12 protein-coding genes are annotated in these 14,128 nt (G+C 44.2%); 3 read left to right on the top strand and 9 right to left on the bottom strand.

What is annotated here, in order from left to right:
• Positions 1-20: 20 nt before the first annotated feature.
• The 3 genes from M1L52_RS10785 to M1L52_RS10775 are packed head-to-tail and all read right to left on the bottom strand — an operon-like array spanning position 21 to position 1,568.
• The gene (locus M1L52_RS10785; protein ID WP_248614999.1) at positions 21-668 is read right to left on the bottom strand and encodes a CDP-alcohol phosphatidyltransferase family protein; all 648 of its coding nucleotides are present in this window, start codon (positions 666-668) and stop codon (positions 21-23) included.
• A 43-nt stretch (positions 669-711) separates the two neighbouring features.
• Positions 712-1,107 (bottom strand): GtrA family protein, encoded by a 396-nt coding sequence (locus M1L52_RS10780; protein ID WP_248614998.1) that lies wholly within the window; start codon positions 1,105-1,107, stop codon positions 712-714.
• A complete protein-coding gene (locus M1L52_RS10775; RefSeq protein WP_248614997.1) occupies positions 1,095-1,568 on the bottom strand; it encodes a phosphatidylglycerophosphatase A in 474 nt (157 codons plus the stop codon). Before M1L52_RS10775 ends, M1L52_RS10780 begins: the two co-directional genes overlap by 13 nt.
• A 127-nt stretch (positions 1,569-1,695) precedes the next feature.
• On the opposite strand from M1L52_RS10775, the gene M1L52_RS10770 reads away from it, so the two are divergent.
• Entirely contained in the window at positions 1,696-3,018 is a 1,323-nt protein-coding gene (locus M1L52_RS10770; protein WP_248614996.1) for an inositol-3-phosphate synthase, read from the top strand.
• Position 3,019: 1 nt separating this feature from the next.
• Positions 3,020-4,288 (top strand): imidazolonepropionase, encoded by a 1,269-nt coding sequence (gene hutI, locus M1L52_RS10765; protein WP_248614995.1) that lies wholly within the window; start codon positions 3,020-3,022, stop codon positions 4,286-4,288.
• Position 4,289: 1 nt separating this feature from the next.
• On the opposite strand, the gene M1L52_RS10760 is transcribed toward hutI, so the two are convergent.
• Together M1L52_RS10760 and M1L52_RS10755 are read right to left on the bottom strand one after the other, a co-directional pair.
• Positions 4,290-5,222, bottom strand: a complete 933-nt coding sequence (locus tag M1L52_RS10760) for a hypothetical protein (RefSeq protein WP_248614994.1) — start codon at positions 5,220-5,222, stop codon at positions 4,290-4,292.
• Between the two features lie 22 nt (positions 5,223-5,244).
• On the bottom strand, positions 5,245-5,754 hold the full coding sequence (locus M1L52_RS10755) for a histidine phosphatase family protein (protein WP_248614993.1): 510 nt from the start codon (positions 5,752-5,754) through the stop codon (positions 5,245-5,247).
• Between the two features lie 82 nt (positions 5,755-5,836).
• Here M1L52_RS10755 and M1L52_RS10750 point away from each other — a divergent pair, with 82 nt between their 5' ends.
• Complete coding sequence (locus M1L52_RS10750; protein WP_248614992.1) at positions 5,837-6,478, top strand: HdeD family acid-resistance protein; 642 nt, start codon at positions 5,837-5,839, stop codon at positions 6,476-6,478.
• Here the strand turns inward: M1L52_RS10750 and udk are convergent.
• From udk to M1L52_RS10730, 4 genes are all read right to left on the bottom strand, one after another.
• Positions 6,465-7,079, bottom strand: coding sequence for a uridine kinase (gene udk, locus M1L52_RS10745; RefSeq protein ID WP_248614991.1), 615 nt, complete (start codon positions 7,077-7,079; stop codon positions 6,465-6,467). The genes M1L52_RS10750 and udk overlap by 14 nt on opposite strands.
• Before the next feature lie 31 nt (positions 7,080-7,110).
• The gene (locus tag M1L52_RS10740; protein WP_248614990.1) at positions 7,111-8,160 is read right to left on the bottom strand and encodes an endonuclease/exonuclease/phosphatase family protein; all 1,050 of its coding nucleotides are present in this window, start codon (positions 8,158-8,160) and stop codon (positions 7,111-7,113) included.
• Between the two features lie 297 nt (positions 8,161-8,457).
• A complete protein-coding gene (locus M1L52_RS10735) occupies positions 8,458-9,189 on the bottom strand; it encodes a hypothetical protein (RefSeq protein WP_248614989.1) in 732 nt (243 codons plus the stop codon).
• A gap of 81 nt (positions 9,190-9,270) precedes the next feature.
• Positions 9,271-13,920, bottom strand: coding sequence for a hypothetical protein (locus M1L52_RS10730; RefSeq protein ID WP_248614988.1), 4,650 nt, complete (start codon positions 13,918-13,920; stop codon positions 9,271-9,273).
• Positions 13,921-14,128 lie beyond the last annotated feature (208 nt).

Here is a 14,128-nt window from a genome sequence, read left to right as displayed (position 1 = left end):
TATTCAGCAGTATTCAATTATTACTTCTTATGGCACATTATCTTATAGCAATGCCAAATACGCCAAAAGGCTGTTATATTGGCGAGAACAGCTATCATTATCATGCCGCCAGCAAGCCACCACAGTTCAACAGAGAAACCTGCCACAATTGCAGCTAGAGCTGTTACCACAACACGTTCAGGACGCTGCATAAGTCCCACTTTGCACTCTATTTGGAGACCTTCCGCACGTGCTCTGACATAGCTTACCATTACTGAGCCTACCATTGCAGCGAAAGTCACTACACTAAGCCAAAACCAGTCAGCTTTAACAAACACAAGACATATTCCAAACAGCGTTACCAACTCGCTATAGCGATCGAGCGTGGAATCCCATAATGCACCAAACACAGAAGACAGTCCACCTGTACGAGCAAGTCTGCCGTCCATCATGTCGAACAGTCCTGCCGCAAGGATAGTCACGCCTCCCCACCCCACGAGATTAAAGGAACGAGAGCTATCGTCAGCAAAGCACAGGGCAGCCTCAATGAACAGCCACATCGCCACAAGATTACCAATAAAACCTATGGCAGTAACAATATTTGGAGTCAGTCCCACCTTAAGCATCAACCGTATCAAAGGGTCAATGACATAATATATTACCTTCTGTAAGAAATCTCTATAATTCATTTTAAAATAATTATATACTAATCAACTCTGCAATTATAACAACTCATTTATATACAAACCTGCGCTGCAACTGATAGTTCCACAACACGCCTACGCAAACAGCTACTACAATTTTCATCAAAACAAAATACTGTCCAGACCATTCCGTCAATATGTATGTGCCAACAATGTTAAGAGCTATACTTCCTATCCATACGAAGAAATATCTTAACACCATATAGCGTTTACGCAACTCGTCAGTATTGTCAAACACCCAAAGGAAATTTACTGAACAGTTCACAACACCCCCGCTGATAGCACCAATAGCAGTTGCCCACACATACCAGACACCTACCAGTTCAGCAAGGATTACCGTCATGCCGAAGTCTATAACTGTGGCGACAAGTGCTGACAGCTGTGCTTTACTGAATAGCCACAGTTCATGCTTCAGCTTCCCCATACACACCATTTTATCAGACACAGTACTATTGCTGAATAGACGCCAGCCAACAGATCATCTGCCATGACCCAGAAGGCGCCTTTCCTACGATCGAGCTGGCGTATCCCAAGCGGCTTCACAATATCAAAGAAACGAAACAAAACCAATGCCACCAATGCCTCCTGCCATGAAGTGGCAAAGAGTAGCGGCACCCAAACGCCAACCATCTCATCAATAACAACTTTACTCGGATCATCGCCCCAAAAGGGCTGAACCTTACTAGTTGCCCATGTGCCCAAAATAGTAAAGCATAAGATTACTGCGAGAGAAGTTAAACATTGCTCTGAGAGAAGTGCCACTTCTCTCAGCACGAACCATAATGCTGTGGCAACCACAGCACCAGCAGTGCCAGGTCCCCACGGCCAATAGCCTGCGCCAAAGCCTGTAGCTATAACAATGGCAAAGATTGATTTCTTCTTCACGGCATGCAAAATTAGTTATTTTTATTTTAACAAGACAAAAAAGTATCGGTAAATGTGCTTTAATTTACAACAAATAAGTAAATTTGCACGTTGAAATAATAAAAAACAAGAAAAACAACTCAATACGATGAAAAAAACAAACGTCAAGCCAGCCTCTGGCCGACTTGGAATTATGATTGTCGGCAATGGTGCCGTAGCCACAACTTTCATGACTGGTGTTCTCATGGCTCGTAAAGGACTCGCAAAACCTGTTGGAGCGATGACACAATATGATAAGATTCGTGTAGGAAAAGGTGCTGACAAGAAATACATGAAGTACGAAGATATTGTGCCCATCGCCAGCCTTAACGATATAGTATTCGGCACATGGGACGTATATCCACAGAATGCCTATCAGGCAGCCATGTATGCTGAAGTTCTCAAGCCAAAGGATATTGAACCTGTACGCGAAGAGCTTGAGAAGATTGTACCAATGAAAGCTGCTTTCGACAAGAACTATGCAAAACGCCTTGATGGTGACAATGTCAAGAGAGCCGACGATGGGGCTATGCCTACCCGTTGGCAGATGGTAGAAATGCTACGCGAAGACATTCGAACCTTTAAGCGCAATAATAATTGTGACCGCATAGTTGTGCTATGGGCAGCCTCAACAGAGATATATGTACCTGTCTTTGAACCTGTACATAGCACATTGGCTGCACTTGAGACAGCAATGAAAGCTGACGACCGCGAACACGTTGCGCCATCAATGTGCTATGCCTACGCAGCACTTACAGAAGGGGCACCTTTCGTTATGGGAGCTCCCAATACCACCGTTGACATTCCGGCTATGTGGGAACTGGCAGAGAAGACAAAGATGCCTATTGCAGGAAAGGACTTCAAGACTGGCCAGACTCTTGTCAAGAGTGGTTTCGCACCAATCATAGGTACTCGCTGCCTTGGCCTTGACGGATGGTTCTCAACAAACATACTCGGTAACCGTGACGGTTTGGTACTTGACGAGCCACAGAACTTCCGCACGAAAGAGGTATCAAAGCTCTCTACACTTGAGACAATACTCAAGCCCGAAGACCAGCCAGACCTCTACACGGACTATTATCACAAGGTGCGTATAAACTACTATCCGCCTCGAAACGACAACAAAGAGTCATGGGACAATATCGACATCTTCGGATGGATGGGCTATCCCATGCAGATAAAGATTAACTTCCTCTGCCGCGACAGCATTCTTGCTGCTCCTGTATGTCTCGATCTCTGTCTACTCATTGACCTTGCTGCCCGTGCCGGTCGCTATGGCACACAGCGTTTCCTTAGTTTCTTCCTCAAGTCGCCTATGCACGACTATACCGTTGGTGAGGAAGCAGTAAACCACCTCTATCGTCAACATACTATGCTAAAGAATGCTATCCGCGAGATGGGCGGATATGAGGCTGACGAGGAAATTGATTAAAATGAAAAAGACTCTCATCAAAAACATAGGAATGCTGGCTGTGGACAACCACGGTCAGCATTGTCTTTGCGGTCAAGACATGTCACACATTGACATTGTGAAAGACGCATGGCTCTTGGTGGAAGACGGACGCTTCAAAGAATGGGGTTCCATGGACGATGACCACCTAGATGACATAGTCAATGGTGACAACATGAGAGAGATGGAAACATTGTCAGTCGACGCTGAGGGAGGTGCCGTATTACCATCGTTCTGCGACTCTCACACTCATCTTGTATATGCCGACAGCCGCGAAGGCGAGTTTGTTGACAAGATTCGCGGACTGAGCTATGAAGAGATAGCACGCCGTGGAGGTGGTATTCTAAACTCTGCCGACCGTCTTCATGAGATGAGCGAAGAAGAACTCTTTGAGCAAGCGATGGGCAGAATAGACGAGATAACTCGTAAAGGTACTGGAGCAGTAGAGATAAAGAGCGGTTATGGTCTAAACACTTCCGACGAGCTGAAGATGCTGCGTGTCATAAAGCGCATAAAAGAGTCAACACGCATAAAGGTCGTAGCCACATTTCTTGGAGCTCATGCTGTTGGTCGTGAATACCAAGGAAGACAGGATGAATATGTGGACCTCATAATCAATGAGATGATTCCCGAAGTCGGCAAACAACATCTTGCAGAGTTCATTGATGTATTCTGCGACAGAGGCTTTTTCACGCCCGACGAGACGAGCCGAATACTTGAAGCCGGCGCCAAATGGGGCATGCGTGGAAAGATTCACGGACAGGAATTGGCTGACTCAGGTGGTGTAGAAGTTGCAGTAAGACATGGAGCATTGAGCGTTGACCATTTGGAGAGCATGACCGATAATGACATCTCTTTGCTTAAAACGCAAACGATAACCATACCGACAGCCCTTCCTGGCACATCGTTTTTCCTTAATATGCCATTTGCCCCTGCAAGAAAGATAATTGACGCAGGTCTTCCGCTTGCTCTTGCCAGCGACTACAACCCAGGCTCAACACCTTCTGGCGACATGAAGTTTATTGTGTCTTTAGCATGTATAAAGATGCGTCTGTTACCTGAAGAAGCTATCAACGCTGCAACAATAAATTCTGCTGCAGCCATGGACATAAGCAAAGACTATGGCTCAATAGCACGAGGAAAAGTGGCAAACTTCTTCATTACCACAAAGATGAAGGACCTAAGCTTCCTCCCCTACTCCTATACTTCACCTACTATCAAACGAGTATTCCTCCGTGGTGAGGAATACTAGATTAATATGTTAGGTGTAGCGTGTCTGCCCACTCAGTTTCGGCAGTAAAGTTAAGTGTTTGATCCTTTGCAAAGAACGAGCCCTTATATTCAGTTATAGTATTTCGATGCATTGGAATATCAGCAAACTGACGTGAAAGAACAACTTCTGATTTTGAATTATGCGCTTCAACAGTTACGTTTAGCCATCCATCATCCTCTTTTAGGAAAGTCCAAACTTTGAATAGTATTGGAGCTGTGAAACCTTTGATTGATACTTTTTTTTCTTGTTGAGAATTAACATTAGCTCCATAACCAGTAACGGCATTAAACACACCGCTTCCACCAGTGTACTTAAAATATATGTGTGTTACCTCAGACGGGAACTCGTCGGTAATGACAAATTGCAAAAGTGAAGAAGCACGTGTAAGGAGGATATCGTGAGTCTGAGCTTCATTAGTGACAGTCAGATTACCATAATAGTAGAAGGTGTCGGAATAGCCCAGCTGATTTGTAAACTGTATGCTCTCAGGATTGGTGAGTGTTGGATTACCTCCAATGCTACTATGCGCAAGAACAAGAAGCTGATAGTCTCCGGCATCAAGCGTCATCGTAGTTTCTCCGAACCCAGGGTTCTCCTTCATCTGGCTACGGCTTTCAACCTTTTTTCCTTCCTTATATAGAACAAAGTTCAAATGTGTGCAATAGTCCGTTATGTTAACCACGGAACGTGTATTCTTTGAAGTCTCTAAGTAGGACGATGTGTATGGAATAAAATTGAATTCCGCAACACGTAGCGTGACATTGACCTTGCCTGACTTTGTTGAAGTCTTAGATGTTGTTGAAGTGGCATTTTCCTCTTCCACGACAGCCTTCTCGCAAGCCGTCATCAGTAATACTGTAGCAACAAAAAGAACAAGCTTAACAAACTGTTTTTCGATAGTGATAATTTTCATAATTGTATTAGTTTTATTAGATTTATTCTAAAGTTAGTTTTCTCACCTCACAATTACCCATCCTTTCCACATCTTGCATTCTCTTTCCATAGTACACGGCTTGTATGGCTTTGTTCACAATCCCATGTCCAACAGCCAGAACCCGTTTGTCAGGATAGTTGTCAGTTATATATTTAAGGAACGCACGCGCACGATTAAACAATACGTCAATCGACTCAATATCATCGGGCCACACTTCATTTTTCAAGTCAGGGATATAGCGTCCAGTGAAACTGCCCCAGTCGCGCTCACGTAGCAGTTTGGTAGTAACGATCTGCTTATTGTGAGGTTCTGCGAGAATGCGGCAGGTATCTATGGAACGTTTCAGGTCACTTGCCACGAAGACATCTATAGATTCGTGCTCCAGCTGCTGAGACAGAGCATGAGCCTGTCGGATCCCCTCTTCATTAAGTTCGCCATGTGTTTGTCCCTGCATTATATTGCGTGCATTGTCCTTCGTTTCTCCATGACGGACTAAATACAAAATCGTCATTGCTAATTATTTTTTATTGCAAAAGTAATACATTTCAAACAATTATTCGTACTTTTGCATCAAAGAAATAACAATATAAGTCATGAAAATACTACAAAGTACATTTTTCCGTGCCCTTGCAGCTATTGCTGTTGGCATATTATTAGTAAGATACCCCGACAACACTGTGACAGGCATTGTCATTACCATTGGTGTCATATTCCTTCTGTCGGGCATTGTCTCTGTACTCAGCTATCTTAACGCCCGTCGCCATGTCAGCGATTATGTAATCTATGACGCTCAAGGCCGCCAGATTGCTGGTCAAACTCCGATGTTTCCCATTGTTGGAATAGGCAGCATGATTTTAGGAGCCATACTCAGCATAATGCCAGAAACATTTATCAATGCTCTAATGTATGTCATCGGTGCCATGCTCATTATCGGCGCCATCGGTCAGTACTTTGCAGTCATCAGTGCCCGTCGTTACGGAGCATTATCGCTTTTCTATTGGCTTTCTCCAACGCTCATTCTTCTTGCAGGCGTATATCTCATTGTTTACCCAATGTCGCTGCTTAGCACCACAATGTACCTGTTTGGATGGTTAACGTTGTTCTATGGCTTAGTTGAAGCAGTTCACTCTATTCTGTTCTATAGCCATAAACGCCGTTGGGAGAAAGAGCAGGAATACAAGGCTAAGACCTTTGCCACAGAAGTGCCATCAGAAACAACAATCACACCCCAGTAACGATACCTTCGATATAGGTTTTTACGATATGTATGCCGGTCCTGTTTTCTCCTCCTGAGGGGATGATGAGATCGGCAAACTTTTTTGTTGGCTCTATGAACTGCTCGTGCATGGGCTTCAACACCTTCTCATAACGGTCGAGCACCATTTCCACAGTTCTTCCGCGCTCTACCACGTCACGTCTGATGTTACGTATAAGTCTCACGTCGGCATCGGTATCAACAAATATCTTTAGGTCCATCATGTCACGAAGCTTCTTGTAGTGTAGCGTCATGATTCCCTCAAGAATGATTACAGGCTTGGGCTCAACGTGTATTGTCTCTGGCAGACGGTTTGAGAGAATGTAAGAATAAGTGGGCTGTTCCACTGCCTCACCGTTTTTCAGCTTCTTTATATGCTCTGTCAGCAGTTTCCAGTCGAACGCATCTGGATGGTCGAAATTTATTGCCTTTCTTTCTTCATCCGTCATTCCTGTAGTATCGTTATAATAAGAATCGAGAGGCACTACAGCTGCGCAATGAGGTGGCAATGCACTTGCTATTTTCTTCACAACGGTAGTCTTGCCCGACCCTGTTCCTCCTGCTATTCCAATGATGGTCATAATTGTATCAGTTATGATTAATTTGAATGGTTTACTTTGCTTCTTTCATGAGATAGATAATTGTCGGAAGGTGGTCGCTGTAGCCATCGAGCCATGCTCCTCCGGCATGTGTTCTCTTCATGCCTCCCTTATACTTACCTTCTTTCTGGAAAAGATAATCCTTTCTGAATATCTCATGCTGCCTTAACTTCAACGTGGTATAGTCAGGCTTCGAACCTTTAGCAAGCATGTTTGGCGTCATAACAATCTGGTCAAAGAGATTCCATCCGCCCTGATACTGCAAGGTACCTGTTCGTTTTTTGGTCAAGATGTTATACCATGGATTATACAGGTCGCCAGGGCCTACATCATTTATCTCTGCCTTACATCCGAGACATGTTGTCATACTTTTGTTTGTAGGGTCATCATTCATATCGCCCATAATGATAACCTTAACGTTAGGGTCGTCCTTGATGAGTGAGTCCTTGAGCACCTTGACTTGTTTTCCAGCAAGTTCACGATAATATGATGTTGCTCCACGACTGGGCCAGTGACATACTACAATAGTGACATGCTCGCCAGCCAATGTTCCGCTTACAGTCAGGAATCCACGTGTTGCGCGGTCTTTGTCCTTCTCCAAATCATATACGTATGGCACAAGCTTTGAGTTTCTCACCTTGAAGAATTTCGGGTTATAAAGCAACGCACAGTCAACGCCACGCTTGTCTGGTCCTTCGATGTGAACGAATGAGAAGTTTCTGTCTTTCAACGCAGGCTGTTTCACAAGGTCTTGAAGACAGCGGGCATTCTCTACTTCGCTGACTCCAATGATAGCACATCCTACATTTGGAAGGAAACTGGTCCCCATTTCTGAGAGCACTTTCGACATATTCTTCAGTTTGTGGGAATATTTCAGTCCGTTCCAGCGGTTGCGTCCTTCCGGCAGATACTCATAGTCGTTTTTCCCTGCATCGTGACATGTGTCAAAAAGGTTCTCAAGGTTATAGAATCCTACGGCATAGACATTGTATTTCTTGCCTTGTGCTTGTACAGCAACAGTTCCTATAAGGAACAGCGCCATTAACATAAATAACTTTCTCATAGCAGTTTTTAGATATTAACGGCACAAAGATACGAAAAAACGAATGCCGAACAAAAGATTTTATTCTTTTTTTTATGTAGAGTATAGAAGTTTCCTTTTGAAATGCAAATTGAAGACGAAAAGGACAGTAGCGTAGTGGCTGCCCAATCGTCTTAATGCTGTTTAGCAGGCGCGAACCTATCGGAACACGCCGCATGTCAGAATAACAATGTTTAATTTCCATTGAAAAAATGGTTGGTTTAATGGTTGAATAAATTATATTGAGTTGTATAATTGTGTTGTATAAGTGGTTCCGTCTCAGTAGTAGCCTGCCACATCCTCCGTGGCATTGGTGGTGCTGTCTATCACGTAGCCATAGTCGTTGATAGAGAAGAATATATAGACGAAGACCAGTATGCCTATAGCCATAAGAAGCGTGTATGGCCACACTGCAGTGGGCAGGCATGCCGTAACGACTATGCTTCCTATGCCGAATACTATGATAAGATGACAGGAGAGCAGCATCCATCGCACGAACTGCTCTATGGTTCCATGGGACAGCTGCTGTAGTCGCTTTCTCACCCTATAGTAAGTTCTATAGAATGTATAGGTGACGATAATGGCATGTATGAAGAAAATGACAAACACACTCTCGCCCACCCTTGCTACTGAAGGCAGAAGCACAACACTCCAGTAAGCCATGAGTCCGACTGTCAGAAGAAGAAGGTCACGCACGACGATTTTCCTTGACAGATAGTTCGGATTGAGGAGCGATATCTGGCTCCATCCGAAGAGTACAGCTCCGCAGTGGAAGTAGCTGACAGACAGTGCCGATGCAGCCTCATGCCACGAGTTGCGCCAATTGAAATGGGCGTGAAGAAAGAACCCTATGGCAAACAGTGTGAAACACAGTGCTACAAAGCGACGTGCATTACGATAGACCGGATAGTCGCCGTAAGCAAGGTTGCCGTGGAGCAGCACCAATGCCATTGACATGTTTGCTATTCCTGCCAGGATGAGTACTGTGTGATATAATTGGTGTTCGAGCATTTAATAGATGTGAGAGGTGAGAAATAAGATGTGAGAAGTAAGAGCGGATTTCTTGGAGGCCAAGAAATCCGCTGTTGTTTCTTACTTAATTACTACTTTGGATCCCTGACGGATGTACAAACCGCGTTTTGTGGGCTTTCCATTGAGCTTAACACCCTCGAGGGTGTAGAATTGAGAAGTGAGAGGTGAGAGGTTATAGGTGAAATGTGAGTTGTGATTATTCTCTACAGATGTCACTACTCCACCACCGAAGTTAATCTCTATGATATTAGCGAGGCGCGCTTTTCCTGTGAACTGGAAGTATGGGGTGAAGGCATTGATGGTCGTGTCATCAGTAGCATGCTGCATCACTGGGCCATCGACAACTGTAAAGATGTCAACATCTGAAGAATCTACTACAGTGAATGCGTCGTAGTTTGCAACAAACTTCACCTGACCATCAAGCATAGAGATTGTGTTAATGGTGCTGTCAACAACGACATTGTTGAATGTAAGGTCGCTGACATTTGCTGTATAACGTTTCATAACAGGTACTACCTTTCCGCCCTTAATCAGCCATTCATCGCCAAGCTTTTCAGCAAGCTGTGCTACTGTCAGTGTGTCAATGGCAGTACCCTGTACATCTCCAAGTTTTTCGGAGTAGTAGCAATTAACAGTTGTCACATTGCCGGTATTACGTCCGAATGTTGCGTTGCTCTGGTCTTTGAGTGATATGCTATCGGGCATGAAGAGACAATTGGTGAGTTTTGTCTTTGAATTGTTCCATCCAATCAGTCCTCCGCATGAATAGGTTGTTTCACCTGTGATGGTTCCATCGAAACGACAATCTACGAGTTGAGTATTGTCATTTGCCACGCCAACGAGACCTCCATGAGTGCCATCGCCATTAATCTTGCTGTCGATAACCACGCTGCTCCAGCAATTAGAGATTGTGGTATTTCCATTAGTGCAGCCAACGAGTCCTGAACGATACTTGTCGTTTGAGGTATGTGTGCCAGCTACAACAACTCCCTTGGTATGGACGCTGTTAATTGTTGCATCCTTTACATAGCGGAATGGAGCACAGAACTCTGTTGTGGCGCTAAGGCTGTCGAGAGTAATGGTGTGACCTTCGCCTGCGAAGTATCCCATGAACATGTTTTGGGCAGTTCCCACCATTGTAGAGATGGTAATGTCGCTGTTCAGTCTCACTGTTTTGCCTTCGAAGCTATTGCCACCAGCCACTGCTTCGGCAAAGGCATTCCAATCATCGGCAGAGTTGATGACGAGGTCGGCAGGCTCATCCCACATGATGGCATAAGGTGTTCCAGCCTTAAGTGTGTCAACATCTTTACCCAGTGTGAGGTAAACGTTCTTGCCAAGCATCTTGACATCAGTGAGTGTCTTCACCTTTGCTCCTGCGAGAGGAGAAGAAGCAAGCTCTACGTTGAATGGCAGACAGATGGTGTGCCACTCATAGTTCTTTGCAATGTCGCAGCCATAAAGATTTACGTTAGAGAGCAATCCGTTGTGTGCTGCAATGACATTTGAGTTGTTTTCATAAGCATCGAGAATGACAACAGCAGGGAGAATGGTAAACGAGCGTGTTGTTGAACCAAGGAATCCTGCCTCATTACCCTCTTTAGCAGCAAATGTAATGGTAAACGATGTTCCAGGAATCTTCACATTCTCAGGAAGAACTTCTACACCTGCAGTATCTCTAATGACGGTGGTATAGTCAATATTCTCAGTAATGTTATTTGCGCCTAGCTTGAGCGTATATCCGAGATTTATTGGATTGCCATTGTTGTATTCGTAGGCTTCTTTCATACCGTTAACAGTGGCGTTCTGGTAGAAATCATAACCCATGATATTGATAGGCAAGTAGATATTGTCATCCTGAGGAGCTGAGAACACTTTATGGCATCCACGAGCATCGTCAACAGTCGAGTTGTTGCTAGGCGAGTTCACACCATTGTTCATATAATAGAAGGATGTTGCAGAGCCATTATTAGAACCGCAAAGTCCTCTTGGGTTAAATGAGTTGATATTGGTGTATTTTCCGTTCTCAAGACAGTTCTTGATAACCACGTTTGTGGTGCCCCATCCCCAAATGCCGCCTACATTGCTACGTTTGGAGGTGTTGTTGCTCTGTATGGTTCCAGCAAAGACTGTGTTGCTAATATCTGTGCGTGTATTTACCTTGTCATCAGCCATTCCGTGACCCACGATACCACCTGCATAGTCTGAACCGATGATGAGTGTGGCTGTTACTACGCAGCTGTCTATTATGTTACGTCCCTCCTCGGCATTTGGTCCGCCAATGAAGCCCACGATACCTGCTGTGTGGTAGCTGTTAGAAGAGATTGAGCCTGCCACGGTAAGGTTCTTGATGGTTGCGCTATATATATAATGGAATGGTGCCACGCCCTGAACATTCATGTCTGTCGTAGATTCTGTGCTCACAATGTCGGCTGTTATTGTATGTCCAGCACCATCAAATGTTCCACTGAATGGGAAGCTGTCACGAACGCCCACCATAGTAGAGATGTTGATGTCGGCAGTAAGCTTCACTGTCTCGCCCTTATAGCTGTATCCTTTAGCCACGCTCTCAGCAAACTTGTTCCAGTCATCAGTAGTGGCTATTGTATAAGGCTCTTCAGCAGTACCGTTTCCTTCAAGCACTTCAACCACCCTGAAGGTTTCAGTTATTGTACCTGTATAGAATCCTTTACCTGTGATAGTGAGTGTGTAGTCGCCTACTTCCTTAATTGTGTCAGGTGATATTGTCTCTACAAAGTCTGAATCCTTAATAAGTACTTTTCCGTAGACATCTTTAAGCACATACTCAACACTGTCAATAATGCTTCCTGTCTTTGCAATTGATTTCTTAAAGTCAAAGATAGTTGCATAACGCAGTTCAGCCTCAGTAGTGAAAGGAACGAGCTTTTTACCAGCAATATCTTTTACTGAAGCCACAGTTCTTGAATCAACGTTGAAGAACTTCTTGTCCTCAGCAAATGCTATAGAGTTGGTCTTGCCGCTAATGCTGCTTGCGTATACAAAATCGTTTTCTGCATCAGTCCATCCAATGACGATGTTACCTGACTTATAATCTGCGTTATATCCAGGGCCGAATCCTGAAGCGTATGTTCCGCCTATAGCTGTGACCTGTCCACCGTTGATAGTAATATTACCACAGCGTCCGTAGTTTCCAGCCCAGTTGTCACGTCCGCCACCAATACCTGCGCCTTCATAGCCACCTGTTGCATTTACCACGCCACCGTTTATAATGATTGTACCTCCATAGATATTGTGAAGTGATCCACCTATTCCAGCACCATTACTTCCACCCTTAGCGTTGATAGTACCACCATTTATTATAATAGTGCCCACTTCGTAAGCACCGATACCAGCATTATCTGAGCCTCCTGTAGCGTTAAGTGTACCAGTGCCATCAATTGTCAGAGTTCTTTCACTTCCCACTTCGATACCTTTTGTAGCATTGAGTGTAGCATTCTCGCCAAGGATTAGCATCACGCTGCCACTAATACTTATTCGATTGTTCACTGTGACATTGTTTTTAACCTTATATATCATGTTGCCCTCCAAGTTGGTAGTAGAAGAGGTAACCTCAATGCCTTCACCAACGGTGAAAGTCCAAACAATGCTGTCAGTGTATTCTCCCATGCCCTTGAAGACCATGGTATAGTCGGCAGCCTCCTTAACAGTGTCGTTAGGAGTAGTAATTACAGTATAGTCAACATCCCTGACCAGCGTTTTACCATCAGCAGCTGTAATGGTATAATCAATATCTATAGGCTCACCTGTATATAAATAATAATGTTTTATTCCTGAGACGAGCGCTGATGACATGGTCTTGGCATTCATATTGGGAACGAGCTTCTCGTTAACTATCTGCCAGCTTGCCCCCAGGGTGTCAAGCAGTTGCTCATTAGTCATTTCACCAATGGCTGTGCCCTGAGCATCGCCAAGAGCCTGAGTGTAATAGCTATTAACAGGTGTCACGCCATTACGACTGAAGGTTGCACAATTGGCAGTGTTTACTGTCACCTCTGCAGGAGCAAACACACTGTTAACGATGCTGATATCAGCTCTGCGCCAGCCAACAAAGCCACCCCAGCTATTAGTATTGCTGCCAAGTAGCTTACCATCGAAGAGGCTGTTGATAATATTCATTCTACCATTTTCGGCTATTCCTACAAATCCGCCATGGGTGCCGTCACCATTAAGTTCACTGTTAATTGTTACACTGCTCCAGCAGTTAATAATATTGACAGTGCCATAACCTGAGCCAATGAGACCGCTACGGCACATGTTCATTTCGTTAGAAGTTGACGAACCGGCTGTCAATACACCTGTAATGTGAAGCATGGAGATTGTTGCATTTTCAACAAAACGGAAAGGAGCACACGTCTTGCTGGTAGATGACAGGTTAACATTCAGTGTATGGCCATTACCATTGAAAAATCCGCTGAACTTATGCTCCGATGTACCCACCATCATAGTGACATTGATGTCGGCATCAAGACGATAGTACTTATCGGCATTGACACCTGCATTAACGTTGGTGGCAAACATCACCCAGTCGGCCGAGTCGGCAATGACTATTGGGTTAGTGCTTGAACCTTCTTCTTCGCTTACACCTCTCAATGCCCATGACGAGGTGAAGACAGTAAGAAGTAATGCTACCATTACTCCCCACAACAGAAATGTAGATCTTTGTTTCATGATTGATAAATTTAAAAATTTATGGTTGATTAATTTAGCTGTCACTTTTTTTGACAGTGCAAAATTACTTCAGATAATGTTTCTATGGTGTATAAATCACACAAATGATGTATAAAAACAAGTTGATATATGTGTAAAAAATCGAGTAATTGTAAATTTTACACACCATTTTTGTATTTTTTACATGCTTCTTAGTAACTTTGCACCA

Source organism: Prevotella sp. E13-27 (assembly GCF_023217965.1).
Lineage (GTDB): Bacteria > Bacteroidota > Bacteroidia > Bacteroidales > Bacteroidaceae > Prevotella.
This window is presented reverse-complemented; position numbering and strand designations above follow the sequence as displayed.

Excerpts from the sequence above, each read along its gene's own strand:
- M1L52_RS10785 (WP_248614999.1), bottom strand. The coding sequence starts at position 668 with ATGAATTATAGAGATTTCTTACAGAAGGTAATATATTATGTCATTGAC.
- hutI (WP_248614995.1), top strand. The coding sequence starts at position 3,020 with ATGAAAAAGACTCTCATCAAAAACATAGGAATGCTGGCTGTGGACAAC.
- M1L52_RS10735 (WP_248614989.1), bottom strand. The coding sequence starts at position 9,189 with ATGCTCGAACACCAATTATATCACACAGTACTCATCCTGGCAGGAATA.
- M1L52_RS10755 (WP_248614993.1), bottom strand. The coding sequence starts at position 5,754 with ATGACGATTTTGTATTTAGTCCGTCATGGAGAAACGAAGGACAATGCA.
- M1L52_RS10760 (WP_248614994.1), bottom strand. The coding sequence starts at position 5,222 with ATGAAAATTATCACTATCGAAAAACAGTTTGTTAAGCTTGTTCTTTTT.
- M1L52_RS10750 (WP_248614992.1), top strand. The coding sequence starts at position 5,837 with ATGAAAATACTACAAAGTACATTTTTCCGTGCCCTTGCAGCTATTGCT.
- udk (WP_248614991.1), bottom strand. The coding sequence starts at position 7,079 with ATGACCATCATTGGAATAGCAGGAGGAACAGGGTCGGGCAAGACTACC.
- M1L52_RS10770 (WP_248614996.1), top strand. The coding sequence starts at position 1,696 with ATGAAAAAAACAAACGTCAAGCCAGCCTCTGGCCGACTTGGAATTATG.
- M1L52_RS10780 (WP_248614998.1), bottom strand. The coding sequence starts at position 1,107 with ATGGGGAAGCTGAAGCATGAACTGTGGCTATTCAGTAAAGCACAGCTG.
- M1L52_RS10730 (WP_248614988.1), bottom strand. The coding sequence starts at position 13,920 with ATGAAACAAAGATCTACATTTCTGTTGTGGGGAGTAATGGTAGCATTA.
- M1L52_RS10740 (WP_248614990.1), bottom strand. The coding sequence starts at position 8,160 with ATGAGAAAGTTATTTATGTTAATGGCGCTGTTCCTTATAGGAACTGTT.